The organism is Castellaniella sp., from assembly GCF_041675725.1.
Classification (GTDB): Bacteria; Pseudomonadota; Gammaproteobacteria; order Burkholderiales; family Burkholderiaceae_B; genus Castellaniella.
Genome location: NZ_JBAYTI010000003.1, coordinates 20748 through 42966, shown reverse-complemented (window position 1 = coordinate 42966; position 22219 = coordinate 20748). Strand labels below are relative to the sequence as shown.

Annotated in this window: 23 protein-coding genes and 1 tRNA gene; 9 read left to right on the top strand and 15 right to left on the bottom strand. The window is 62.0% G+C overall.

The features are described 5' to 3' along the window. The first annotated feature begins 20 nt into the window (after positions 1-20). Together WCZ84_RS01130 and WCZ84_RS01125 are read left to right on the top strand one after the other, a co-directional pair. Positions 21-722: a 3-oxoacid CoA-transferase subunit A gene (locus WCZ84_RS01130; protein WP_372684412.1), complete on the top strand. Its 702-nt coding sequence runs from the start codon at positions 21-23 to the stop codon at positions 720-722. After that, positions 719-1414 (top strand): 3-oxoacid CoA-transferase subunit B, encoded by a 696-nt coding sequence (locus WCZ84_RS01125; RefSeq protein ID WP_372684411.1) that lies wholly within the window; start codon positions 719-721, stop codon positions 1412-1414. Before WCZ84_RS01130 ends, WCZ84_RS01125 begins: the two co-directional genes overlap by 4 nt. A 13-nt stretch (positions 1415-1427) precedes the next feature. On the opposite strand, the gene WCZ84_RS01120 is transcribed toward WCZ84_RS01125, so the two are convergent. From WCZ84_RS01120 to WCZ84_RS01090, 7 genes are read right to left on the bottom strand one after another with little or no spacing between them, the layout of a single operon-like run. Continuing rightward, positions 1428-2834, bottom strand: a complete 1407-nt coding sequence (locus WCZ84_RS01120; RefSeq protein WP_372684410.1) for an amidase — start codon at positions 2832-2834, stop codon at positions 1428-1430. Further along, on the bottom strand, positions 2824-3621 hold the full coding sequence (locus WCZ84_RS01115; protein ID WP_372684409.1) for an ABC transporter ATP-binding protein: 798 nt from the start codon (positions 3619-3621) through the stop codon (positions 2824-2826). Before WCZ84_RS01115 ends, WCZ84_RS01120 begins: the two co-directional genes overlap by 11 nt. Then, positions 3614-4444 (bottom strand): ABC transporter ATP-binding protein, encoded by an 831-nt coding sequence (locus WCZ84_RS01110; RefSeq protein ID WP_372684408.1) that lies wholly within the window; start codon positions 4442-4444, stop codon positions 3614-3616. Before WCZ84_RS01110 ends, WCZ84_RS01115 begins: the two co-directional genes overlap by 8 nt. Continuing rightward, on the bottom strand, positions 4441-5307 hold the full coding sequence (locus WCZ84_RS01105) for an ABC transporter permease (RefSeq protein ID WP_372684407.1): 867 nt from the start codon (positions 5305-5307) through the stop codon (positions 4441-4443). Before WCZ84_RS01105 ends, WCZ84_RS01110 begins: the two co-directional genes overlap by 4 nt. Before the next feature lie 46 nt (positions 5308-5353). Further along, the gene (locus WCZ84_RS01100; protein ID WP_372684406.1) at positions 5354-6388 is read right to left on the bottom strand and encodes an ABC transporter permease; all 1035 of its coding nucleotides are present in this window, start codon (positions 6386-6388) and stop codon (positions 5354-5356) included. A 6-nt stretch (positions 6389-6394) separates the two neighbouring features. Further along, positions 6395-8068: an ABC transporter substrate-binding protein gene (locus WCZ84_RS01095; protein WP_372684405.1), complete on the bottom strand. Its 1674-nt coding sequence runs from the start codon at positions 8066-8068 to the stop codon at positions 6395-6397. Between the two features lie 19 nt (positions 8069-8087). Then, positions 8088-8975: a MurR/RpiR family transcriptional regulator gene (locus WCZ84_RS01090; protein WP_372684404.1), complete on the bottom strand. Its 888-nt coding sequence runs from the start codon at positions 8973-8975 to the stop codon at positions 8088-8090. 216 nt (positions 8976-9191) lie between these two features. Here WCZ84_RS01090 and WCZ84_RS01085 point away from each other — a divergent pair, with 216 nt between their 5' ends. After that, a complete protein-coding gene (locus WCZ84_RS01085; RefSeq protein ID WP_372684447.1) occupies positions 9192-9512 on the top strand; it encodes a transposase in 321 nt (106 codons plus the stop codon). Between the two features lie 86 nt (positions 9513-9598). Here WCZ84_RS01085 and WCZ84_RS01080 read toward each other — a convergent pair. The 6 genes from WCZ84_RS01080 to cysS all read right to left on the bottom strand — a co-directional run bounded on the left by WCZ84_RS01080 (position 9599) and on the right by cysS (position 15172). Then, a tRNA-Ser gene (locus WCZ84_RS01080) sits at positions 9599-9691 on the bottom strand. A 45-nt stretch (positions 9692-9736) separates the two neighbouring features. Further along, on the bottom strand, positions 9737-11005 hold the full coding sequence (locus WCZ84_RS01075) for an aspartate kinase (RefSeq protein ID WP_372684403.1): 1269 nt from the start codon (positions 11003-11005) through the stop codon (positions 9737-9739). 60 nt (positions 11006-11065) lie between these two features. Beyond that, complete coding sequence (gene tilS, locus WCZ84_RS01070; protein WP_372684402.1) at positions 11066-12085, bottom strand: tRNA lysidine(34) synthetase TilS; 1020 nt, start codon at positions 12083-12085, stop codon at positions 11066-11068. Then, positions 12082-13044 (bottom strand): acetyl-CoA carboxylase carboxyltransferase subunit alpha, encoded by a 963-nt coding sequence (locus WCZ84_RS01065; RefSeq protein WP_372684401.1) that lies wholly within the window; start codon positions 13042-13044, stop codon positions 12082-12084. Before WCZ84_RS01065 ends, tilS begins: the two co-directional genes overlap by 4 nt. A 41-nt stretch (positions 13045-13085) precedes the next feature. Further along, positions 13086-13733 (bottom strand): DNA-3-methyladenine glycosylase, encoded by a 648-nt coding sequence (locus WCZ84_RS01060; protein ID WP_372684400.1) that lies wholly within the window; start codon positions 13731-13733, stop codon positions 13086-13088. Beyond that, positions 13733-15172 (bottom strand): cysteine--tRNA ligase, encoded by a 1440-nt coding sequence (cysS, locus tag WCZ84_RS01055; RefSeq protein WP_372684399.1) that lies wholly within the window; start codon positions 15170-15172, stop codon positions 13733-13735. Before cysS ends, WCZ84_RS01060 begins: the two co-directional genes overlap by 1 nt. Positions 15173-15290: 118 nt before the next feature. Between cysS and WCZ84_RS01050 the strand changes: the two genes are divergently transcribed. The 3 genes from WCZ84_RS01050 to WCZ84_RS01040 all read left to right on the top strand — a co-directional run bounded on the left by WCZ84_RS01050 (position 15291) and on the right by WCZ84_RS01040 (position 17420). Next, positions 15291-15956: a hypothetical protein gene (locus WCZ84_RS01050; protein WP_372684398.1), complete on the top strand. Its 666-nt coding sequence runs from the start codon at positions 15291-15293 to the stop codon at positions 15954-15956. 174 nt (positions 15957-16130) lie between these two features. Continuing rightward, a complete protein-coding gene (locus tag WCZ84_RS01045; protein ID WP_372684397.1) occupies positions 16131-16637 on the top strand; it encodes a peptidylprolyl isomerase in 507 nt (168 codons plus the stop codon). After that, entirely contained in the window at positions 16638-17420 is a 783-nt protein-coding gene (locus WCZ84_RS01040) for a UDP-2,3-diacylglucosamine diphosphatase (RefSeq protein WP_372684396.1), read from the top strand. Between the two features lie 37 nt (positions 17421-17457). Here WCZ84_RS01040 and WCZ84_RS01035 read toward each other — a convergent pair whose 3' ends face one another. Continuing rightward, positions 17458-18687 (bottom strand): nucleoside recognition domain-containing protein, encoded by a 1230-nt coding sequence (locus WCZ84_RS01035; RefSeq protein ID WP_372684395.1) that lies wholly within the window; start codon positions 18685-18687, stop codon positions 17458-17460. Between the two features lie 9 nt (positions 18688-18696). After that, entirely contained in the window at positions 18697-19209 is a 513-nt protein-coding gene (locus tag WCZ84_RS01030) for a hypothetical protein (protein WP_372684394.1), read from the bottom strand. 109 nt (positions 19210-19318) lie between these two features. Between WCZ84_RS01030 and WCZ84_RS01025 the strand changes: the two genes are divergently transcribed. From WCZ84_RS01025 to WCZ84_RS01015, 3 genes are all read left to right on the top strand, one after another. Further along, on the top strand, positions 19319-20059 hold the full coding sequence (locus tag WCZ84_RS01025) for a hypothetical protein (protein WP_372684393.1): 741 nt from the start codon (positions 19319-19321) through the stop codon (positions 20057-20059). A 90-nt stretch (positions 20060-20149) separates the two neighbouring features. Then, positions 20150-21376, top strand: a complete 1227-nt coding sequence (locus tag WCZ84_RS01020) for a substrate-binding domain-containing protein (protein ID WP_372684392.1) — start codon at positions 20150-20152, stop codon at positions 21374-21376. Further along, positions 21373-22212, top strand: coding sequence for an ABC transporter ATP-binding protein (locus WCZ84_RS01015; RefSeq protein WP_372684391.1), 840 nt, complete (start codon positions 21373-21375; stop codon positions 22210-22212). The genes WCZ84_RS01020 and WCZ84_RS01015 overlap by 4 nt, the downstream gene beginning before the upstream one ends. Positions 22213-22219 lie beyond the last annotated feature (7 nt).

Below are 22219 nucleotides of genomic sequence, written 5' to 3'. Positions count from 1 at the left end.
TCACCCTAGGAGTAAACGCAATGATCAATAAGATCACCGAGTCCATCGAAGCCGCGCTGCGAGGTGTGACAGACGGCGCTACTGTCCTGATTGGAGGCTTTGGCACGGCAGGCATTCCCGAAGAGCTGGTGGAAGGCCTGATCGCTACCTCAGTTCGCGATCTGACCATCGTTACCAACAATGCCGGCAACGGCGACACGGGGTTGGCCGCATTGCTCAAGGCCAGGCGCGTCGAGCGGTTGATCTGTAGCTTCCCGCGTTCAGCCGACAGTTACATATTCGCCGACCTGTATCGGCGCGGCAAGATCAAGCTCGAGCTGGTGCCACAAGGCAATTTGGCTGAACGCATCCGTGCTGCAGGGGCGGGCATCGGTGCCTTCTTCACGCCGACCGGCTATGGCACGCTGCTAGCTGAAGGCAAGGAGACACGAGAGATCAACGGGCGCCGGTATGTGCTCGAGTATCCGATCCATGGTGATCTGGCACTTATCAAGGCTGAGCGCGGGGACCGCTGGGGCAACCTCGTGTATCGCAAGGCTGCACGCAATTTCGGTCCCGTCATGGCCACTGCCGCACGTATGACCGTGGCTACGGTTTACGAGGTGGCGGCACTCGGTGAGATCGATCCTGAGATGGTGGTTACCCCTGGCATTTTCGTAAATCACGTGGTGCGCATCCCTCGCAAGGCGACCCGTGCAGGTGAATTTAAGGCAGTAGCATGAGCAACACGATTAGAACTCTCACTGGTTTCGAGCGACGCAGCAAGGACGACGTCGCGCGGCTGGTGGCTCGCGATATCGATGATGGCGCCTTCGTCAACCTCGGTATCGGCCAGCCCACGCTGGTAGCGAATTTCATTCCAGAGGGTAAGGAGATCGTGCTGCACAGCGAGAACGGCATCCTGGGCATGGGCCCGGCGCCGGCTGCAGGCGATGAAGATTATGACCTTATCAACGCGGGCAAGCAGCCGGTAACACTTCTAGATGGAGGTGCATTTTTCCATCACGCTGACAGCTTCGCGATGATGCGTGGCGGCCATATCGATATCTGCGTGCTGGGAGCCTATGAAGTAGCGCTCAATGGGGATCTGGCGAACTGGAGCACAGGCGCACCCGACACGATCCCTGCGGTCGGTGGTGCCATGGACCTAGCAATAGGCGCGAAGCAGACTTGGGTGATGATGGACTTGTTTACACGTGAAGGTCGTTCCAAATTGGTGCCGCAATGCACGTATCCGATCACGGGGCTGGGCTGTGTCAAGCGCATCTACTCTGACCTGTGCGTAATCACGCTTGGTGGAAAGCTCCCGGTCGCAAGTGATCTAGTCGGTGGGCTAACCTTGGGCATTCTTTCCGAGATTCTAGGAACAAAGCTGGCCGCCGCCCGCACACTAAGCTTCGAAGCCTTGAGCTAGGAATCCCTGACCCTCATGATGCTGCGTAGCCAGGCGCCAAGTGAGGCCAGGGCTGCGCATCTTCCCAGATTTTGGCCAGCCGGAGAACCAGATCATCTCTGCCGACGCGACAGGTGATCATTAGGCCCACTGGCAGTCCGTCGCGAGTTATACCGGCCGGTATCGTGATCGACGGGTTCCAGCAAGTGTTTGCTACAAAGTGCAGCGGCTCTACCCCGGTGTCTGTCGCATCACGGCCACCAATCAAAGCTGGTGATGGCCCTTCGGCCGCGAATGCTGTGGTGGCTGCGTCAGGCGAGAGGAGGATGTCTGCATCTTCGTTGAAAAAACGGCCGAACTCGGCACGCAGGATCTCCAGGTTGCGCTCGGCTGCTGTGAAGCATGCCATGTCGACAATACTTCCGCGGCGGAAGGCGGCTTGCGGCCTCGGGCTCATCCGTTTAAGGTCGGCCTCGTTGCAGCCCGAAGCCAGCAGTTCGTGCCAACCACGTGAGGCATTGACGATCAGCCAGTCATCCCTGTGGTTTCGAAGCCTTAACTCATGAGAAGAAACAACGAGACGGGCAGCCTGGACCAAAGCCTCGGCGGCGTTCCTCGCGATATGGACGATTTCATCGTCCATGACCGCGTAACCATAGTCGGAAGACCAAGCGCAGCGCAAACCTGTAACGTCCAACGCCTCGATAGCGGTCTCATAGGAGCTGGCGCCGCCTAGGAAGCTCATGCGGTCCGCAGGATGAGGGCCCGCAACGACATCCAAATATCTTGCAGTGTCGGCGACAGTGGTCGTCAACGCACCGTAGCATGAAAACAGCGTTTCCCGATCCCGTGGAATGCGGCCGTGTGAAGGCTTGAGCCCTACAAGACCGGTGAATCCGGCTGGCGAACGAATAGACCCTCCGGCATCGCTGCCTGTGGCGATGGGCACCATCCCCGCACTCACTGCGGCCGCGCTGCCGCCGCTGCTGCCACCAGGGGTCAGTGAAAGGTTCCACGGATTACGCGTTATACCGGCGGCGCGGGTTGCCGTGATTGCGTCCATTCCGAATTCCGCCGTCGCCGTCTTACCCAAGAAAACAGCGCCCGCAGCCCGCAGTCGTGCGCAGTGAATGGAGTCTGTCGTGGCCGGGGCTGCATTTGCATACAGCAGTGATCCCTTGCGCGTCGGCATGCCCGCGCAGTTCTCGAGATCCTTCACGCCGACTGGTACGCCTGCGAGCAGACCAGGGTCTTGGCCCTGGCGAATGCAGTCGTCGATACGCTTAGCTTGGCGCAGTGCCGCTTCAACATCTAGATGTACGAAAGCATTTAAGGCATCATTGTGTGCACCGATTCTTGCCAGCGCAGCATGGGTGGCCTCAGTGGCGGAAATCTCCTTGGAGCGAACTGCGGACGAAATGGAAAGGACGCTATTCATCATGGGTGTGCTTGTCTTGTCTGGTTATCGCTCCAGGGGCAAATTCGCTGGCTGCCACGAGCGACTGCGTATAGGGTGTGGCAGCCTGACCGGAGGCCAAGCTAGCTACTGAAAGTTGCTCAACTAGCCGGCCCTGCTTCAATACCGCCAGGTGATCACAAAGGTTTGCCACCACGCCCAGGTCGTGGGTAACCACGATCAGCGTGGTACCGCGTGCTCGCCGTAAATCGTTAAGCAGGTTGAGAATGCCCGCCTGGACGGAGACATCCAAGGCGGAAGTGGGCTCGTCGAGCAGCAGAAGGTTTGGTTCGAGAATCAAGGCGCGTGCAATGGCCACGCGTTGCCGCTGGCCTCCGGAGAGCTGGTTCGGAAAGCGATCGCTATGCGAGGCATCCAGCCCAACAGCCAACAACGCTTCGTGCACGCGGTGCTCTCGATTGCGGATGCCGTGAATACGTAGAGGCTCTTCGAGGATCGTACCGATGCGATGCCGTGGGTGGAGCGAGCCGTAGGGATCCTGAAACACCATCTGAATCGCCCTGCGTTGTGCAAGTGTACGATGTGTGCCCAGTTCGGTGTTTCCTTCATCGAAGAGCACAGTACCGCTAGAGGCCTTCTGAATGCCTGCAATTACCCTCAGAATGGTGGTCTTGCCGGAACCCGATTCGCCGACGATGCCGAACGAGATTCCTTGCGCAACGGAAAGGCTCACCTGATCGACCGCCGGCTTGGCCGCGTCGGCAAGACCGAAATGTACACTCAGGTTCTTAACCGCGATGAGTTCAGACACAAGCTACCGTCCTTTCAATGACCGGAAGGCGCTGTCCGGGCTTGCGCAGATCGGGAATCGCGGCCATCAGCGCGCGAGTATAGGGGTGTGATGCTGTGCGCAACGATGGGGCGGGCACGGCATCCACGACTTCGCCTGCCTTCATGACCAGCACGTCGTCACAGAAGCTCGCGACCAGGGGTAGGTTATGGCTGATCATTATCAGGCTCATCTCGCGCCTAGACATCAGGTCGGCCAGAAGCGTTAGGATTTGGCAGGCGACCGTGGTGTCCAGCGCAGAAGTGGGCTCGTCCGCGATCAGCAAGGTAGGCTCGGCCGCCAGCATTGCAGCAATCATTACGCGCTGCCCCATCCCACCCGACAGCTCATGGGGATACTGTTGGACTACGCGCTCGGGGTCACGAATCTGCACTTCTTCCAGACCACGTATGGCGCGCTTCAGCGCATCGGCGCGACGCATACCCAAATGGATACGATAGGTCTCGGCGACTTGGTCGCCAACTTTCAAAACAGGGTTTAATGAATAGCGAGGATCCTGCAGGATCAACGCCATCTGCCTCCCCCGGATGCGAGACCATGATCTGCGATCCATGCGTGTTAGGTCGATGCCTCGGAAAGCCAGGCGCTTCGCACTGATGTGAGCCGTTTTCGGCAGCAACCCCATCAGCGCCCGCGCCACCGTCGACTTGCCCGAACCGGACTCTCCTACGATCCCGAGCCGGCCACCTGACAGGCTGAATTCAACCTCACGGACCACGGTTGACTTGCCGTTCACAGAATCGTACGTGACTGATAGTCCTGATACTTCTAAAACATGGTTCATGTGTTCCTCGGGTCCAGTACGTCGCGCAGACCCTCTCCGAGCAGGTTGAATCCCAGGCTAGCCAGGAAGATCGCAATCCCGGGTACGGCAGCCACCCATGGATGGTCGATCAGGGTGGACCGGCCTGCGGCCACCATGGCGCCCCATTCTGCCATTGGAGGCTGCGCTCCCAGTCCGAGAAAGCCAAGACCCGCGGCTGTGAGGATCACGCCGGTCATGTCCAGCGACATCCGCACCAGCACAGAGGACACGCATAGAGGCAGCACATAACGCAGCACGATCCTTCCCTCCGACGCCCCCTGCAGTCGCGCGGCGATCACGAAATCGGCGTTGCGTAGCGCCATGGCTTCGGCGCGCGCGACGCGGGCATAGGGGGGCCAGGTAGTGATTGCGATCGCAAGCGCTGCGTTGACGACGCCTGCACCCAGCGCAGCCGCCAGCGCAAGCGCCAGTACGAGGCGGGGGAGCGCCAGGACAATATCCGTAAGACGCATCAGCGCCTTGTCCAGCCAGCCGCCCACGTAGCCTGAGGTCGCGCCGAGCAGCAAGCCCAGTGGCCCGGCTACCAAGGCAACCAGCAACACCATCAGAAGGGTCACCCGCGCACCCGCGATCGTGCGCATCAGGAGATCACGGCCTAGGTCGTCCGTGCCGAGCCAATAGGTTGCATTCGGCGATAGGAGCCGATCACCCAACGACTGTTCATAGAAAGCCGCGTCGGGAAAAGCGAATGATATCAGGGCCGTAATCACGAACACGCTGATCAGCAAGAGGCCGGCGGTGAGTGACCCGTTGCGCCGGAGCAACGTTATCAACCTGGCCGAGGATCGTGCCCCGCTGGGCGGGACGAGGGTTTGAGTCATTGCGGTGGATACGGTTAATGTTCCCGCTCAGGTTGGATTCGAAGCTTCAGACCCGCGTGCGGGGATCTAGGAAGCGGTAAAGAATATCGCTGAGCAGATTAACAGAGATGAAGATTGCTCCAATAAGCACGGTCGCGCCAAGCACGCTGTTCAGATCGCCATTGAACAGGGATGTTGTCATGTATTGGCCTAGACCTGGCCATGAGAATACTGTTTCTGTGAGCACGGCGCCTTCGAGCAACTGGGCATAGGCTAGCGCGACGACAGTCACCAAGGGGACTAGAATATTGGGGAACACATGCCTCCAGATGACGCGAGATTCGGACGCGCCCTTTGCGCGGGCCGCCAGCACGAACTCCTGCCCAAGTTGATCAAGCATCAGGCTGCGAGTCATACGGGAGATGTAGGCCAGCGAGGCGTATCCCAACACAATCGAAGGTAGAGCCAAATGAAACAGCGCATCCGAGAGCGCGGCCCAGTCTCGTGCGATAGCTGCATCAAGGGTCAACAAGCCAGTGACGACAGGTACTGAGCCTTGAAACGCAATTCCCGCCCGTCCTGGTTCACTTGCCCATCCAAGATTCACGTAGAAGACTACGAGGGCCATCATCCCGAGCCAGAAAATGGGCGTGGAATAACCCGGCAGCGCTACAACCCTACAGACCGCGCCCACCCAATCGCCCTTGTGCTGTGCGGCGAGCACGCCTAATGGAATGCCACCCATTACACCAATAATCATGGCTAGGCTGGCAAGCTCGAAGGTGGCCGGAAACACCTTCGCAAGATCCTGTGAAACTGGTGATCGTGTCACCAGCGATTGCCCCAGATCGAGCGTAACCAGCTTGCCGAGGTAGTTTGCGTACTGGGTGAGGACCGGCTTGTCGAGCCCCAGTTCGGCACGGACTTTTTGATAGGCTTCCGGGGATGCCCGGTCGCCGACGATCACCGCCACTGGATCCACCGGGACGAAGCGACCGATCGCAAAGGTGGTCGCTGTCAGCCCGATGAAGGTCAGGATAAGCGTTCCGAAGACGCCAACCAATCGCTGCAGAATCTGACGGCGGTGAAGGTAGGCGCTCATTCGGTGTTACTTGGTGACGAGCCGGTAGAAAACGGTATCACCGTTCGGGCCATCTATGAATCCTTTAACGTTCGAACGCTGAGCGATCGGCTCCATGGTCTGAAACGCAAACACCATGGCAGAGTCTGCCATTACCTTGCGCTGCAAGTCCGCGTACATCGCGATGCGCTTGCTTTCGTCCTTTTCTGCACGCGCCGCATCTACCAAAGGTGCGGTCTCTTTCGTGTTCCAACCGTTGCGCGAAGCGACCGAGGTGTAGGCCTTCGCGTCCGGCTTGTCCGCGTTGCGCGCAAATTGGGTCGCATTTCCGTGTGGATCGAAGTAATCCGGCGACCAGTAGATCAGGACCATATTGTGCTGTCCTGCCCGATAGCGGGTGATAACTTGCCGTGCTTCAGCCTGCTGGATCTGCAATTGGATGCCCGCTTTCGCCATGGTCGCTTGCATCGCCTGAGCGATCTCTGGCAGTGGGAATTGGGAGGGAACGTCGAGTTTGATGGCTACCTCGTCGAGCCCCGCCTCCTTCAGGATGCTGCGTGCGCGTTCGGGATCGAACTTGTAAGGTACCTCATCGATGGCACCGGGAAACTCTGCGGGGAGGAAGGACTGGCGGACTTTCACGCGTCCCTTCAACAGGGTGTCCGCGATTCCTTGGTAGTCGATCGCCCAACGCACAGCCTGTCGTACTGCCGGGTTGGCCAGAACGGGATCCCTCTGATTCAAGCCGAGATAATACTGGTCGCCCCTTGCCCAGTTGTCGACGCGAATTTGCTTGTTAGAGGCCAACGCGCTGACCTGATCAGGTGTGAGATCGCGAGCGATATCTACGTCACCTCTTTCAAGCAAAAGTCTTTGAGCGTTGCTTTCGGGTACATGGCGGATCACTATCCGTTCAATCGCCGGGGCTGGGCCGCTATAGGTGGGGTTTCGCTCCAGCATGATGTTTTCGTTTTGAGTCCAGCCACGTACCTTAAAGGGTCCGCTTCCGGCGCTGTTGGTGCGCAGCCACTCCTGCCCCAGGTCGCCGTCCTTCTCGTTCGCCAGCACGGTCTTGCTATCCAATACCGAGGCGACATTGGTCGCAAGAATGTTCAGCACCAGGGACGGTGCGTAGTCGTTGGTGATCTTCAAGTTCAGCGTGGTGGGGTTGGGGGCGCTGACCAGCGTCTTTACATTCTCTGGGGTCCATCCTAGTGGTCCGAAGAAATTCGCGCCCAGCCGGCCGATTTCGACTGCGCGTTGCAGGGACCAGGCGACATCTTGCGCCGTCAACGGGTTACCGGAAGCGAATTTGAGCCCGCTGCGGATGGTCATCGTGAAGTCTTTGCCATCGGGCGAGACAGACCAATTCTCGATGACATCTCCGACCAGCTTCTTAAGATCGTCGGCATCGTATCGGAAGACGCGCTGGTAGACATTGGTGCTGACCTCATACGAGCTGAGTTCGGTCGTACTGGCAGGATCCAAGGTCACCATGTCGCTGATGTTCTTGGCCACCACCAATACATTCGGCGGTGTGGCTGCCATGCTTGTCAGGGGCATGCTGACCGACAGCGCCACAGCAAGCCCGAGAGCGCGAATTATTGTCTTCAAAATAATCTCCTTCAGTTCTGTAGGTAAAACAAGCAGGGCGCAGCGAGAGACGGCCTGACGTGGATATTGGTCATGCCTGCGCTGCATGAGTGTTGGCCAATGACGGTTACGACACCTCAATGTCCAAAGTTCTGTACAACTTCTCTAGTCTGCTCGAGCGTTCGACAGCCGAAGTACCCAACCGACGTGCCGCTAGCAGTAGAAGCGTTTGAAGCACAGCAAAATGTGTAGCAGATGAGTCAAAGTGGAATGGATGGTCGATAGTGATCGTTGTGCCATGACTCGCGTCGAGCGCGATAGGGGACTTCGTGTCTGTGATCGTAAGCAGCGGAACCTTGGCATCCCGCAATACATCAACGACCGCGACCGTGCTTTTTGTGAACGGGCGAAATGAGATTGCGACCAGCACATCCTCTGTCGTGATTCGATCCAGTTCGGTAGCCAATGCGTTGCCAGGACCGCCGAGCATGTTAACGTCGGTACGCAATGTGGAGAGATAAGAACTGAAGTAGAAACCCAGACCATAAGTGGCCCGAAGCGCCAGCACGTAGACGCGCTTTGCTGCCACTAGCTGCTCGACAGCACGTTCGGCCGCATGGACGTCGAGGTCACGCGCCATGGCAAGGATCTTGTCTGCTTCTGATTGCAGGTGATGCCAAATGAGCGCCTGGGTACCTTGTGAAGGTTGCGCCGACAGGCTCTCTTTGATCCGCGCGCTGTAGAACGGCTCTGTTTCCGCCACATGGTGCCTAAACACATCCTGCAGCCCATTGAATCCTGTGAAGCCCAGGCGTTTTCCCAACCGAGTCAGCGTCGACGGATCAACTGCGTTTCGCGCAGCCAACTCGGAAATGCTTTCGACCGCAGCGGCGCCAGGATGCTCGAGCATGTCTGCAAGCACTGCCAGTGCCTTAGTGCCAACTTTGCTTCGGCCCGTCGATTTCTGCTCTGCGGTCACAATGTTGCGCAAATCTTGAATGCTTGTAATATGCATATATGACTAATCTTGGTCGATTATGCAGTAATGCTAAGCGATTCTTCTTTTAGATGCAATCATTTTTTGCACGACATGCGTTCTCGGTTTCCCTAGGTCCTGTTGTCGGGTTCCACATAGCATCCGATCATCAAGCAACCGTATGATTGTGCAAGTTACGACCCAACTGGCCCACAATCTGAGCACTTGCATCGGTATTTGGCATAGTCGCCTGTACTGCAGGCGCTATATTTTGCCAAGCAGAAACTCAATGGCTTTCTGACGCTCAAGGCCATCAAGGCCAAGCGGGTCCAACAGCTCTTGCCCGAATTCCTTGTATTGATTCGTCAGTCCGGGCAAAGTCCAGCCAAGACGTTGGCGGCCACGTTAACATCATGGCTGGAACCCATCGTGCACGTGTGGCGATTCTCCAGATCCAATGGCATCACCGAAGGATTCCACACAACAAGGAGATGCTCTCGCGCGGGGCCTATGGGTTCAGAAATTTTGAGAATTACCGCATGCGGGTTCTGGCACAATGCGGTTGGAATGCAGTGATCGGCCGGATCTGATGAATGCCCGTCCCCCGTTCGTGGGTAGAGCCAAAGAAAATCCCCTGTAATCAATGATATACAGGGGACCAATGGCGGAGACGGAGGGATTCGAACCCTCGATGCGGGTATAAGCCGCATGCTCCCTTAGCAGGGGAGTACCTTCAACCACTCGGCCACGTCTCCGGCAAGCATGGCATTCTAGCACAGGTTGAATGCGCGGCCGCGTGCTCAGGCCTGCCCGGTGGCCGGCGTTTCGGCGTCGAGTTCGAAGGCCTTGTGCAGGGCCCGCACCGCGAGTTCCATGTACTTGTCGTTGATCAGCACCGAGGTCTTGATTTCCGACGTGCTGATCATCTGGATGTTGATGCCTTCCTCGGCCAGGGTGCGAAACATCAGGCTGGCCACGCCCACGTGGCTGCGCATGCCGATGCCGACGATGGACACCTTGGCGACCTTGTCGTCGGAGACGATTTCTTCCGCGCCGACGGATGGGCCCACCTGGCTTTTGAGCAGTTCCAGCGTACGCGCAAAATCATTGCGGTTCACCGTGAAGGAGAAGTCCGTCATGCCTTGTAGCGAAATGTTCTGCAGGATCATATCGACGTCGATGTTGGCCGCTGCCACCGGGCCCAGGATGGAATAGGCCACACCCGGGGTGTCCGGCACGTTGCGCAGGGTGATCTTGGCTTCGTCGCGACTGAAGGCGATGCCGGAGACAACGGCGTTTTCCATTTTTTGGTCTTCCTCGAAAGTGATGAGCGTGCCTGAATGCATTTCAATGTCCACCGGCAGTTGCGGGTCGGTCAGCGAAGATAGAACGCGCAGTGGCACTTGATATTTTCCGGCAAATTCGACCGAGCGGATCTGCAGCACCTTGGACCCCAGCGAGGCGAGTTCGAGCATTTCCTCGAATGAGATCACGTTCATGCGGCGGGCTTCGGGGACCACACGCGGGTCTGTGGTGTAGACACCGTCCACGTCCGTGAAGATCAGGCATTCATCGGCGTGCATGGCCGCCGCGATGGCCACGGCAGAGGTGTCGGACCCGCCGCGGCCCAGGGTCGTGATATGGCCGGCCTCATCGATCCCCTGAAAGCCCGTGACGATGACGACGCGGCCCGATTCCAGGTCTGCCCGGATGCGGGTGTCGTCGATGGACTGGATGCGGGCCCGGGTGTACGCGCTGTCGGTGCGCACCGGCACCTGCCAGCCCGTGTAGCTGCGGGCCGCCACACCCTGACGCATCAATGCCATGGCCAGCAGCGCGCTGCTGGCCTGTTCCCCCGTGGCCGCGAGCATGTCGAGTTCGCGGGGATCGGGTTGCGGGGAGATTTCCTTGGCGAGGGCCAGCAGGCGGTTGGTCTCGCCGGCCATGGCCGAAGGGACCACCACCACCTGGTGGCCCGCCGCGTGCCATTTGGCCACCCGGCGCGCCACATTCTGTATGCGTTCTACGGACCCCATCGAGGTACCGCCGTATTTCTGGACGATCAACATGACGTCTGAACCCTGTTCAAGGTACTCGGCCCCAGAGGCTGGCCGGCAAAACCCGCCATTTTACTCTGAATCGAGAATCCTCACGCGCCCACGCAGCACTTTGAGCGTGCGGCCTTCGTGCGGCAGCGTGACCTGCCGATCGTGGCCCAGTGCATGGACGGTGCGCAATTGATGCAGCCAGTCTTTCAGGCGCGCAGCGGTGGGCATGCGCAGGCCCTGCGCATGCAGCCAGTAACGCAGTACGGCTACCTGCCGCTCGGCCGACAGGGCCCGCCACGCCGCCAGCGAAAACCCGCGGCCGTCCGCGTCTGGATCCAGGGTTTGCAGGTCTTGCGCACTGGTTGCGGCGGCCCAGCGCCGTAGCGCCTGAGCCTGGCTGGCATGGCGCCCGAGGGTGGTGCGCCATGCGGGCCAATGCCGATCCAGTACCGGGGCGAGCTCGGCCCGCAAGGCGCCGCGCGCATAGTGGATTTGCCGGTTGCTTGGGTCCTGCACGGGATGCCAGTGTGTCGCGGTGGCGAACAGGGGCACGCAGGCCAATATGCGCGAACGGGGCTGGCCCAGCCAAGGGCGCAGCCATTGCAGGCCGTAGTGTTCCGCAACGGGTGCCATGGCCGCAAGCCCCTCGGGGCCCGCGCCGCGCAACAGACGCAAGAGTACGGTTTCGGCCTGGTCGTCCTGGTGGTGCGCAAGCAGGACATGGCCGATGCCGGCATGGGCCGCCAGTTCGCTCAAGGCCACATATCGGGCTGCGCGTGCGGCGGCCTCCAGCCCGCGGCCGTCCGAGGTGACCTCGACCCTGCGGCTGTGGCAGCTGATCTGCAGCAAGCTGGCGAGGTCATGCGCTTGCTGCTGCCAGGCACTGGCATCGGCCTGCAGCCCATGATGGATGTGCAGGGCATGGAGCGCGCGGCCCTGCCGGTGCGCCACTTGGGCAGCATGAACCGCCAGCATGGCTGAATCCGGCCCGGCGCTCAGTGCGATTCCAAGGGGTGCCCCCGCGGGCAGGGGCTGCAGGGCTCGATCGATGTCGCGCAGCAGCGACGGGTCGCATGCGGGCAGGGACGCCCTGGTGCTCATTTCGCCTCGGTGATCCGGCCAAAGCTGGCGAGCCGCTGACGCCGCCTTTTCAGCAGTTCGGCCGTTTTCAGGCCAGACAGTTCGCGCAGGGCATCGGCCAGGGCGCGGTGCAACTGCCGCGCCATGGTCGCCGGGTCGCGGTGGGCGCCGCCAACGGGTTCGTTGATGACGCGATCGATCAGCCCCAGTTCTTTCAGGCGCGGGGCCGTGATGGCCAGTGCCTCGGCGGCCGTCGAGGCCTTGTCGGCGCTGCGCCACAGGATGGAGGCGCAACCTTCGGGCGAAATGACCGAATAAGTGGCGTATTGCAGCATCATGACGGTATCGCCGACGGCGATGGCCAGGGCGCCCCCGGATCCGCCTTCTCCGATGATGGTGGCGATGAGAGGGACTTTGAGCCCGGCCATGGTGAACAGGTTGTGGCCGATCGCCTCGGATTGGCCACGCTCTTCGGCCCCCACCCCGGGGTAGGCGCCCGGTGTGTCGATGAAGGTGAAGATGGGCAGCTGGAATTTCTCGGCCAGGCGCATCAGGCGCAGGGCCTTGCGATACCCTTCGGGCAAGGGCATGCCGAAGTTGCGCCGCGCCCGTTCCTTGGTGTCGCGGCCCTTTTGATGGCCGATCACCATGCAGGGCGTCCCGTTGAATCGGGCCAGCCCGCCCACGATGGATGAGTCGTCTGCATACATGCGATCACCATGCAGCTCGTGGAAATCGGTGAACAGGGCTTCGACGTAGTCGAGCGTGTACGGGCGCTGAGGGTGGCGGGCCACCAGGGCCGTCTGCCACGGCGTGAGCTTGGCGTAGATACTTTTGGCCAGTGTCTGGCTTTTTTGCTGCAGCCGGCTGACCTCGTCGGAAATGTCCACAGCCGAGTCGGCCTGCACGAAGCGCAGTTCTTCGATTTTCTGGTCGAGTTCGGCCAAAGGCTGTTCGAATTCCAGGAAGGTATTTCGCATGGGTTCAGGGTATCAGGAAAATTTCGGTATGCGGAGAAGGGTCAGTATTCGACGGCGCTGGCGTCGGCACTGCGCCACAGATGCCAGCTGGCGACGCTGCGCCACGGAACCCAAGCCTGGGCAACCTCGCGGGCCTCGAAGCGCGAGACCGGCTCGTTACTGAAGTAATGCGTGGAGATGGCCTTGAGCAGCGAGGTGTCTTCGACGGGCAGGATATCGGGCCGGCCCATGTGGAAGATCAGAAAGAGATCGGCAGACCGCCGGCCCACCCCGCGTATCGAGCACAGCTGCTGTACCACGGCCCCGTCGTCGAGGGCGCGCCACCAGGCGGGGTCGAGCCGGGATGCCTGCGAAAAAAACCGTGCGGCATCGTGCAGGTATTGTGTCTTGCGTTTGGACAGGCCCAACGCGTGCAGTTCGGCTTCACTGCGTTCGAGAATGCAGTCGGGCTGCAGCGTGTCGTTGCACGCCTGCAGCAGACGGCCCCAGAGGCTGCGTGCCAGGGTCAGGGACACCTGCTGGCCGATCAGTACGCGCGCCAGCGTCCGAAATGGGCAGGCCTGCAGGCGCAGCGTCTCGCCCTGGTACAGGGGAATGAGCTTGCGCAGGATGCGGTCGCGCTGCATGAGCTGTTCGCAGGCATGCAGCCAGTACGCCGAGGACTGCAAAGAGCGTGGCCCGGTATCCATCAGGCCCTCCGCCAGCGGGTGCCTGCGGGGCTGTCCGCGAGTTCGATCCCGTGTGCCTGCAGCTCGCTGCGCAGGGCGTCGGCGCGGGCGTAGTCGCGGGCCGCCTTGGCGTGGCTGCGTTCGGCCACCAGCGCTTCGATGGCTTCGTTCGACAGGCCCTGGGGCACCGTGCCGCCCGCCAGAAAGCGGCTGGGGGTTTGCAGATAGACTTGCGGATCCGTATGCAGCAGGCCCAGTACCTGGCCCAGTGCCTGCAGCCACCCACTGGCCGCGTGATCCGTGTCGCGGTTGGCGCGTGCTGCCAGGTCGAACAGCGCCGCCACGGCCTCGGGCGTGTTGAAATCGTCGTTCATGGCGTCGCGGAAGCGGCGCGCGGCGGGTGCCTGCCAATCGATTTCGGTCGGCTGGGCAGGGACGTTGCGCAAGGCCTGGTATAGGCGGTCGAGGGCATGCTGCGCATCGAGCAGGTTGTCTGGGGTGTAGTTCAGCTCGCTGCGATAGTGGCTGCGCAACAGGAAAAAGCGCAGCATTTCCGCTTCGCGCGGGTTGACCGCATAGTTGGCGCGTGTGTCTTCGGCATCGACGGCCAGGGTGTCGCGTATGCGCTGGAAATTGCCCAGCGACTTGGACATTTTTTCGGTGTCCACCATCATCGGCCCGCAGTGCATCCAGGTGCCCGCCAGGGTGCCGCCCCAGGCGCCTTCACTTTGGGCGATTTCGTTTTCATGGTGAGGAAACTTGAGGTCGGGCCCCCCGCCATGGATGTCGAGCGGCATGCCCAGCAAGGCGTGGCTCATGGCGGAGCATTCGATGTGCCAGCCTGGGCGCCCACGGCCATAGGGCGAGTCGAATTGGGCATCGGCGGGTTCGTCGGGCTTGGCGGCCTTCCAAAGCGCGAAATCGAGCGGATCCTGCTTGCCGGCCGAGACGGCGACCCGTTCGCCGGCGCGCAGATCGTCCAGCGATTTGCCGGACAACTTGCCGTAACCCGGAAATTTCCGCACGGCGAAGTTCATGTCGCCATCGGTGCCCGGATACGCCAGCCCCCGCTCTTCGAGCCGCGCGATGAGCGCAAGCATGCCTGCAACGTGCTCGGTGGCACGGGGCTCGGCATCGGGCGCCTGGACCCCGAGCGCCCGTTCATCTGCGTGCATGGCGTCGATGAAGAACTCGGTCAGCGCACGGATGGGCAGATTGCGCTCAACCGCGCGGCGGATGATCTTGTCGTCGATGTCGGTGATGTTGCGTACGTAGCGCACCTGCCAGCCCGTGGCCCGCAGCCAGCGCTGAACGACATCGAAGGATACGAGCATGCGTGCATGGCCCAGGTGGCAGAAATCGTATACCGTCATGCCGCATACATACATGCGCACCACACCGGGCTGGGCGGTCTGGAACGGGTTTTTGCGACGGGTCAGGGTATCGTATATATGCAGCATGGCAAAATGGCGGCGGGCATCGGCGGCACACGGCAGCGGCCAGCGATGTAAAATGAGCTGTTTAGTATACCGTCTTGCCCTCCGAGCCCAGAACCTTTCTCTCCCGGTGTTCCCTACAGTGATCCGAACCTCTATTCTTGCGTTGGCCTGCTGTATCTGCCTGGCGCCGGCTCCGGCCCTGTTCGCCCAAGGTACGGCAGCCGCCCCCGATGGCCCGGTGGGCGGCCTCAACTATGATCCCCAAACCGGCACGTTCACCCCTGTGCAGCCGCCTGATGGTGGCTGGCAGGGCCTGGCCCGCCTGCTCGAAAGGGCGGCGCCGGCCACCGACACCTCGGTCCCTCTGTCGGCGGCCCAGTTTTCAGCCCACGTGGCTCGCCTGGTCGATCAGGGCCAGGCGGGCGAGGCGCTCGAGCTCATCCAGTTGCGTCGCCAGGGGCTTGATCCGCACCAGGCAGTGGGCACGGACGTCCAGCTGCGTTACCAGCAGGGTCGCGCATTGGCGGCATTGGGGCAACATCCGCAGGCTCAGGCCATTTGGCAGCAAATGACCATCGACTACCCCGAACTGCCCGAGCCCTGGAACGCCCTGGCCATCGAGTACGTGCGTGAAGGGGCCCTGCAGCGGGCCCGCGAAGCCCTCGAAATGGCGCTGGTGTCCGATCCAGATTTCGCGCCTGCCCTGGAAAACCTGGGGCACGTGCAGATGCAGCTGGCTCGCGAGGCATTCGCCCGCGCCCGCGCGGCCGACCAGAAAGCCGGCCGGCATGGGCCGGGCACCTGACGCCGTTTCCATGATTCCGTCTTCTTCATCATGATGAACCCTTCATTCCCGCCCCTGGCGTCTTTCGCGCGCATCCCTTTGCCGGTGCGCTTCTGCAGCGTCGCCTGCGCCTTCATGCTGGCTTGTGGGCCAGTGGCCGCGGCCGATTCAAACCCTTCTTCAAAAGATCACGACATGAGCACACCCAAGGTCCAGTTGACCACGAACAAAGGCAACCTCCTCATCGAGCTGAACCCCGAAAAAGCTCCCGTAACGGTCGAAAATTTTCTGACTTATGTAAAAGAGGGCTTTTACGATGGTACGGTCTTTCATCGCGTGATCGACAATTTCATGATCCAGGGGGGGGGCTTCGAGTCGGGCCTGAAGCAAAAAGAAACCCACAAGCCCATCAAAAACGAGGCCGACAACGGCTTAAAAAACGAACCCTATACGCTGGCCATGGCGCGCACGTCCGACCCGCATTCGGCGACCGCCCAGTTTTTCATCAATGTGGCCAACAATGATTTCCTCAATTTCTCGGCCCCCACCTCCAACGGCTGGGGGTACGCCGTGTTCGGGCGCGTAATCGAAGGCACCGAGGTGGTCGACGAAATCCGCAAGGTCAAGACCGGCAACAAGGGCTTCCACCAAGATGTCCCGGTCGACGACGTCATCATAGAAAGCGCCACGCTCACCGAATAATTGAACACCCTGGCCCTGTCCGGTACGGTCTGGCTGGCATCGGACATTCACCTGGGCGCCCATGGGCCGCGCACCGCGCGTGCCTTTTTCCGCTTTCTGGAAGCCGCCCGCCAACAGGCCGATGCCCTGATCCTGTGCGGCGACCTGTTCGATGCCTGGATCGGCGACGATTACGCGTTGCGACAGCCGCCGGCCTGGCTGCTGGCGGCTTTGCAGGCCCTGGGCGGCACGGCGGCCGTCGTGCCGCTGTATCTCATGCACGGGAATCGCGATTTCCTGATGGGGCCGGCGCTGGCCCATCGCCTGGGGGCACGGCTGCTTGCGGCCCCGGTGCGCCTGCAGACCGACGCGGGCCTGCTGCTGCTGGCTCATGGCGATGAATACTGCGTCGATGATTCGGCCTACCAGCGCTTGCGACGCATCGTTCGCCAGCCCTGGCTGCAGCGTTTGTTCCTGGGGCTGCCGCTGGCATGGCGCCGCGCCATTGCGCGGCGTGCGCGGCTGCACAGCCAGCGCGCGCAGCGCGCGAAAACGCTGCAGATCATGGATGTCAACGAGCAGGCAGTGGTCGAGGCCTTGCAGGCGGCCGGCTGCACGACGCTGGTACATGGGCACACGCACCGGCCCGCCGTGCACACGTTCCAGATCCATGGCACGCCGGCGCAACGCTATGTGCTGCCCGACTGGGAGCATGATCAGCCCGGGTCGCCGCGCGGGGGCTGGATCAGCATCGACCGGCGGGGGCTGGCGCGGCACGACAGCCGCGAATTCGATCCAGCCTGAGATCCAACGGTGCCGCCCCGATGGCTGCGGGCCGCCTTCAGCCAAAGAACCAGTAGCACACGCCGATGGCGGCCAGTACCCCTGCGAGGTCGGCCACCAGCGCACAACCGATGGCATGGCGCACGCGCTGTACGCCGACGGCCCCGAAATACACCGCCAGCACATAAAAAGTGGTTTCCGTGCTGCCTTGGATGGTCGCGGCCAGCAGGGCCGGAAAACTGTCGGGGCCGAAGTGCTGCATGGTCTCGATCATCATCGCGCGCGCGGCACTACCCGAGAAAGGCTTGACGAGCGCCGTGGGCAGCGCATCGACAAAGCGCGTATCCAGCCCGGCCAGCTGGCTCAGCCAGCGAATGGCGTCCAGTGCGCCATCGAGCGCTCCCGAGGCCCGCAATACGCCCACGGCGCATAGCATGGCCACCAGGTATGGCAGCAGGTCCTTGCAGACGTCGAAGCCCTCGCGGGCGCCCGCGATGAAGCTTTCATAGACGGGAATGCGTCGCCACAGACCCGCCAGAAGAAAAATGACCAGCAGGCCGAACAGCACGAGATTGCCAAGCAGCGATGACAACGCCGCCACGGCCGCGGCGCTCAGGCTGGCCAATAGGGCCATGAAGCCGCCCAGCACCAGCGCGGTACCGCCCACCCAGGCCAGGACCACGGGATCGAGCAGGCGCAGGCGCTGCATCAGGGCCACCGAGATGAGCCCCGCCAGGGTCGACGCGGATGTGGCCAGCAGGATGGGCAGAAAAACCAGCGTTGGATCAGCGGCTCCTTGCTGCACGCGGTACATGAAAATGGTCACGGGCAACAGGGTCAGCGACGAGGCATTCAGCACCAGAAACAGGATCTGTGCGTTGGTGGCGGTCTCCGGGTGCGGATTCAGGGTTTGCAGCGCCCGCATGGCGCGCAGGCCGATCGGGGTGGCGGCGTTGTCCAGCCCGAGGGCATTGGCGGCATAATTCAAGGTGATCAGGCCCAGCGCCGGATGGCCCGCCGGTACGCCCGGCATCAGGCGGGCGAACAGGGGGCCCAGCAGGCGCGCCAGGATGCGAATCAGCCCGGCATCTTCAGCGATGCGCAAAAAGCCCATCCACAGCGTCAACGTGCCAAACAGCAGCAGCATCAACTGCACCGAGAGCTCGGCCATGTTGAACAGGCTGGCGATCAGGCGGGCAAATACCTCGGCGTCGCCCAGCACGAGCCACTGGACACCTGCGGCAAGCGCCGCGATGAGGAAAAAACCCAGCCAAAGCGCGTTCAGCATGCCCCGCCTTCAGAACGAAAGAAAGCGGTCCTCGGGCTCATACAGGGGATCCGGCCCGGGATGGTGGCGGGTGACGTAGGCGCCGTCATGACCGAAAAAGACGAACATGAGGGCGTTCCATACATGATCCTGCTTGTATCGATAGCTGTACACCAGCTGGCGGTTCGATGGCAGCCCGACCGAGTCCACGAGGGCGGGTGGGCCGAATTCGCAGCGCACCTGAGCCTGGGTCCATGGGCCGTCGTCGAGCTGGCTGAAATGCGCGTCGGTCAGCAGCGGCTCGATGCGCTGCACTTGGCCCTGGGCGTTCAGCGAAGCGCCCCAGGCCCGTTGCCCGAAGGGCTGCTGCGACCAGACCACCCGGGGTCGGCCGTCTCGATCGGTGCACTCTAGCGTAGGGGGGCCGAATTGCGCGATGACCTGCGCCAGGGGCGTGCCGGGCGGTATGTCGGTCAGGCTGGTGCAGCCGGCCAGCAGGATGGTCGGCAGGACCAGGCCGGCGACGGGGCGGAATCGTTTCATGCTGCTATTAAACACCACAAGCACGACCTGTGGCAGACTGATAAGCTGGGTTCGGTTGCAAATTTCAATAGTTGGGGGATCTGTGCTGTGCAATGAAACCCTATGGGCTGTGTTTCAGTATTGCCAGCAGGCGGGGCTGAGCTTCATCCTGCACCATGAGCAGGGCCGCTGGCGGTTCGAATACCTGTCGGAGCCGTCGATGCCCCAGGCCGGGGCGCCATTCCACGGCCCTGGGCCGGTCCGGCTGGCCGGGCCGGCCCGAAGGCTGCGCGTCTGCAACTGGACTGCCCCGCGCACCGTGGCGGTGGTCGGGCCCGATGGCAGCGGCAAGACCACGTTGATCGATGCGGCCCTGGCAAGCCCGGTGGGCGCGGGTTACCGGTTCAAACGCTTCAAGCGGTATTTCAGGCGGGTGCTGTTTCACGTGCGCCGGGGCACGACCCGCAATGATCTCGAAGAGCGGTTGCTGTGGGTGATCCTGCCGCTGGCCTGGCTCACGTTTTCAGTGTCCAGGGGGTTGTTCGGGCGCGGGTCGCCTGTGGTGCTGGACCGTTATTTTTACGACTATTTCGTGCGGCACGTGCGCGATCCGCACCGGCCCCTGGAACGGGTGACTGCCTATGGTTTTTGGAGTGCCATGGTTCCGCGCCCTGAACGGCTGGTCGTGGCCGCGTGTCCGGCCGAGGTGGTGCATGCGCGCAAGGGCGAGATGACCATCGGGCACATCCACGCGCTCTATCAGGTGTATTGCGATCAGATCCTGCGCGCGCGCGTGCCGCGCACCTTGTTCTGCCATACGGGGCTGGATCCGCAGGTGTCCGCGCGGCAGATGACGGCATTCCTCGGCTGAGTTCGCCGCTGCTGCCAACGTGGGCAATCCATGGTGGGTGTCTTTTTTTTCCTAAAATGGGGCTTTCTTACTGTCTTTTTCGGAGTCGTCATGTCCAACCCAACTGTGTTGGCTGCTGCGCTGGCGCTGGCCGCCCTTGTGGGGCTCGCACCCGCCCAGGCCGCCGAGCCCATACGCATTGCGCACATCACCAGCCTGAGCGGCGCCTTCACGGCCTATGGTGAACAGTTGCAGCGCGGCCTCGAAATGGGGCTGGACTACGCGACTTCCGGCCGTATGCAGGTGGCGGGCCGGCCTCTCGTGCTCACGCTGAAAGACGACCAGATGGATCCGAACCGGGGCCGGGCCCTGGTCGAAGAGGCGTATGCCCAGGACGGGGTTGATCTGGTGGTCGGGCCCATGTCCTCGGGCGTGGCGGTTGCGGTCATGCCACTGGCCGAAGAGTACGGGCGCATCATCATGCCGGAAGGGGTGGCCGACTCGATTACCGGGAAAGACTGGAACCGGCACGTGGTACGGGTGGGCCAGAGCTCCTCTATTTATGCCACGGCCAATGCCATTGCATCGACCGGGCCCGGCACTTGCGTCGCCACCATCGCCCAAGACTACGTGTTCGGGCGCGACAGCGTGGCAGTCTACCGGAACGGCGCCCAGGCACGGGGCGCACAGGTGGTGCACGAAGAATACCTGCCGTTCGACACGACAGACTTCACGGCGGCCGCACAGCGCCTGTTCGACGCACTGGGCCAGGCCGGCGAATGCCCGGGCGGGCGGTTGATTTTCTCGATGTGGGCCGGCGCCAGCAACCCCATCGGGCGGATCAATGACCTGCATCCTGAACGCCTGGGCATCCGGCTGGCCGCACCGGGCGACATGATGCCCATCCTGACCACGTATGCGCCGTTCGATGGCATGGAAGGCGCCACGTATTATTACTATGAACTGCCCGACAACCCGGTCAACGATGACTTTGTGCGCGCCCACCAGCAAAAATACGGCACGCCGCCCGATTATTTCACTGCGCAGGGGTTTGCGCAGGGCATGGCGATCGTGGCGGCCCTCGAAAAATCCGGCGGCGCCTCGGACGCCGAAGACCTGATCGCGGCCTTCGAGGGCCTGACCTTCGATTCGCCCAAGGGCCCGCAGACCATCCGCCCGGCCGATCATCAAGCGCAGCAAGTCATGTACCACTTCAGGCTGCAGCCGCAAGAGCGCTCGGATTGGTTCGCGGGGCGTACCGTGCAAGCCGGTGTGCCTCAGCTGCTGGGCGTCATTCCGGTCGAGCAGCTCACGCTACCCCCCCAGAACGGCGAATGACGGTCGGCGTGGGCGGCGGGTCCGCACCGTCCCATGCCGCGCGCGGGCCCCAGGGCGGGCCCCAGGGCGGCCCGCAGGTTGGCACCGACCTGCTCGATGTGCGTGACCTGGCCGTGTCGCTGGGCGGGCAGGTCGTGGTCGACGGGGTGTCCCTTGCGTTTCAGCACGGCAGCCTGGTGGCCATCGTCGGCCCCAATGGGGCCGGCAAGACCACGTTCTTCAATCTGCTCTCGGGGCAGTTGCGGCCCGACCGCGGCACGGTTCATCTCGCCGGGGTGGACATCACTGCGTTGGGCATGCCAGAGCGCGCCCAGCGGGGCCTTGGCCGGGTCTTTCAGATGAATCAGCTGTTTTCGGCGCTGACGGTGATCGAGAACGTAGCCCTGGCGTTGACGGCCCGGCAGGGTCGGGCGGCCAGCCTGTGGCAGCGGGCCGACAGGCGGCCGGACATGCGGGCCCGGGGCATGGCTTGTCTCGAACAAGTCCAGCTCGCCGGCCTGGCGTCGCAGCCGGTGCATGCATTGCCGCACGGTGCGCGACGCAAGCTGGAGATGGCCTTGCTGCTGGCGCAGGATCCTGTGGTTTGCCTGCTGGATGAGCCGACGGCCGGGATGGCGGTGGAAGAGGTGCCCGCGATGCTCGATCTGGTGGCGCAGCTGCACCAGCGGGCGGATCGTGTCATTTTGCTGATCGAGCACAAGATGGACGTGGTTCGTTCGTTGGCGCAGCGTATCATCGTCCTGCACCAGGGACGCGTGCTGGCCGATGGTTCGCCCGGCAGCGTCATGGATTCGGCCGACGTGCAGGCGGTCTATCTGGGCGGGCCACCCGCGTGAGGGCCGC

Bases quoted from the DNA above. Each gene is read 5' to 3' on its own strand.
- WCZ84_RS01060 (WP_372684400.1), bottom strand. From the start codon at position 13,733: ATGGATACCGGGCCACGCTCTTTGCAGTCCTCGGCGTACTGGCTGCAT.
- WCZ84_RS01030 (WP_372684394.1), bottom strand. From the start codon at position 19,209: ATGAAACGATTCCGCCCCGTCGCCGGCCTGGTCCTGCCGACCATCCTG.
- cysS (WP_372684399.1), bottom strand. From the start codon at position 15,172: ATGCTGCATATATACGATACCCTGACCCGTCGCAAAAACCCGTTCCAG.
- tilS (WP_372684402.1), bottom strand. From the start codon at position 12,085: ATGAGCACCAGGGCGTCCCTGCCCGCATGCGACCCGTCGCTGCTGCGC.
- WCZ84_RS01120 (WP_372684410.1), bottom strand. From the start codon at position 2,834: ATGATGAATAGCGTCCTTTCCATTTCGTCCGCAGTTCGCTCCAAGGAG.
- WCZ84_RS01110 (WP_372684408.1), bottom strand. From the start codon at position 4,444: ATGAACCATGTTTTAGAAGTATCAGGACTATCAGTCACGTACGATTCT.
- WCZ84_RS01100 (WP_372684406.1), bottom strand. From the start codon at position 6,388: ATGAGCGCCTACCTTCACCGCCGTCAGATTCTGCAGCGATTGGTTGGC.
- WCZ84_RS01105 (WP_372684407.1), bottom strand. From the start codon at position 5,307: ATGACTCAAACCCTCGTCCCGCCCAGCGGGGCACGATCCTCGGCCAGG.
- WCZ84_RS01035 (WP_372684395.1), bottom strand. From the start codon at position 18,687: ATGCTGAACGCGCTTTGGCTGGGTTTTTTCCTCATCGCGGCGCTTGCC.
- WCZ84_RS01015 (WP_372684391.1), top strand. From the start codon at position 21,373: ATGACGGTCGGCGTGGGCGGCGGGTCCGCACCGTCCCATGCCGCGCGC.
- WCZ84_RS01020 (WP_372684392.1), top strand. From the start codon at position 20,150: ATGTCCAACCCAACTGTGTTGGCTGCTGCGCTGGCGCTGGCCGCCCTT.
- WCZ84_RS01075 (WP_372684403.1), bottom strand. From the start codon at position 11,005: ATGTTGATCGTCCAGAAATACGGCGGTACCTCGATGGGGTCCGTAGAA.
- WCZ84_RS01045 (WP_372684397.1), top strand. From the start codon at position 16,131: ATGAGCACACCCAAGGTCCAGTTGACCACGAACAAAGGCAACCTCCTC.
- WCZ84_RS01095 (WP_372684405.1), bottom strand. From the start codon at position 8,068: ATGCAGCGCAGGCATGACCAATATCCACGTCAGGCCGTCTCTCGCTGC.
- WCZ84_RS01065 (WP_372684401.1), bottom strand. From the start codon at position 13,044: ATGCGAAATACCTTCCTGGAATTCGAACAGCCTTTGGCCGAACTCGAC.
- WCZ84_RS01125 (WP_372684411.1), top strand. From the start codon at position 719: ATGAGCAACACGATTAGAACTCTCACTGGTTTCGAGCGACGCAGCAAG.
- WCZ84_RS01130 (WP_372684412.1), top strand. From the start codon at position 21: ATGATCAATAAGATCACCGAGTCCATCGAAGCCGCGCTGCGAGGTGTG.
- WCZ84_RS01090 (WP_372684404.1), bottom strand. From the start codon at position 8,975: ATGCATATTACAAGCATTCAAGATTTGCGCAACATTGTGACCGCAGAG.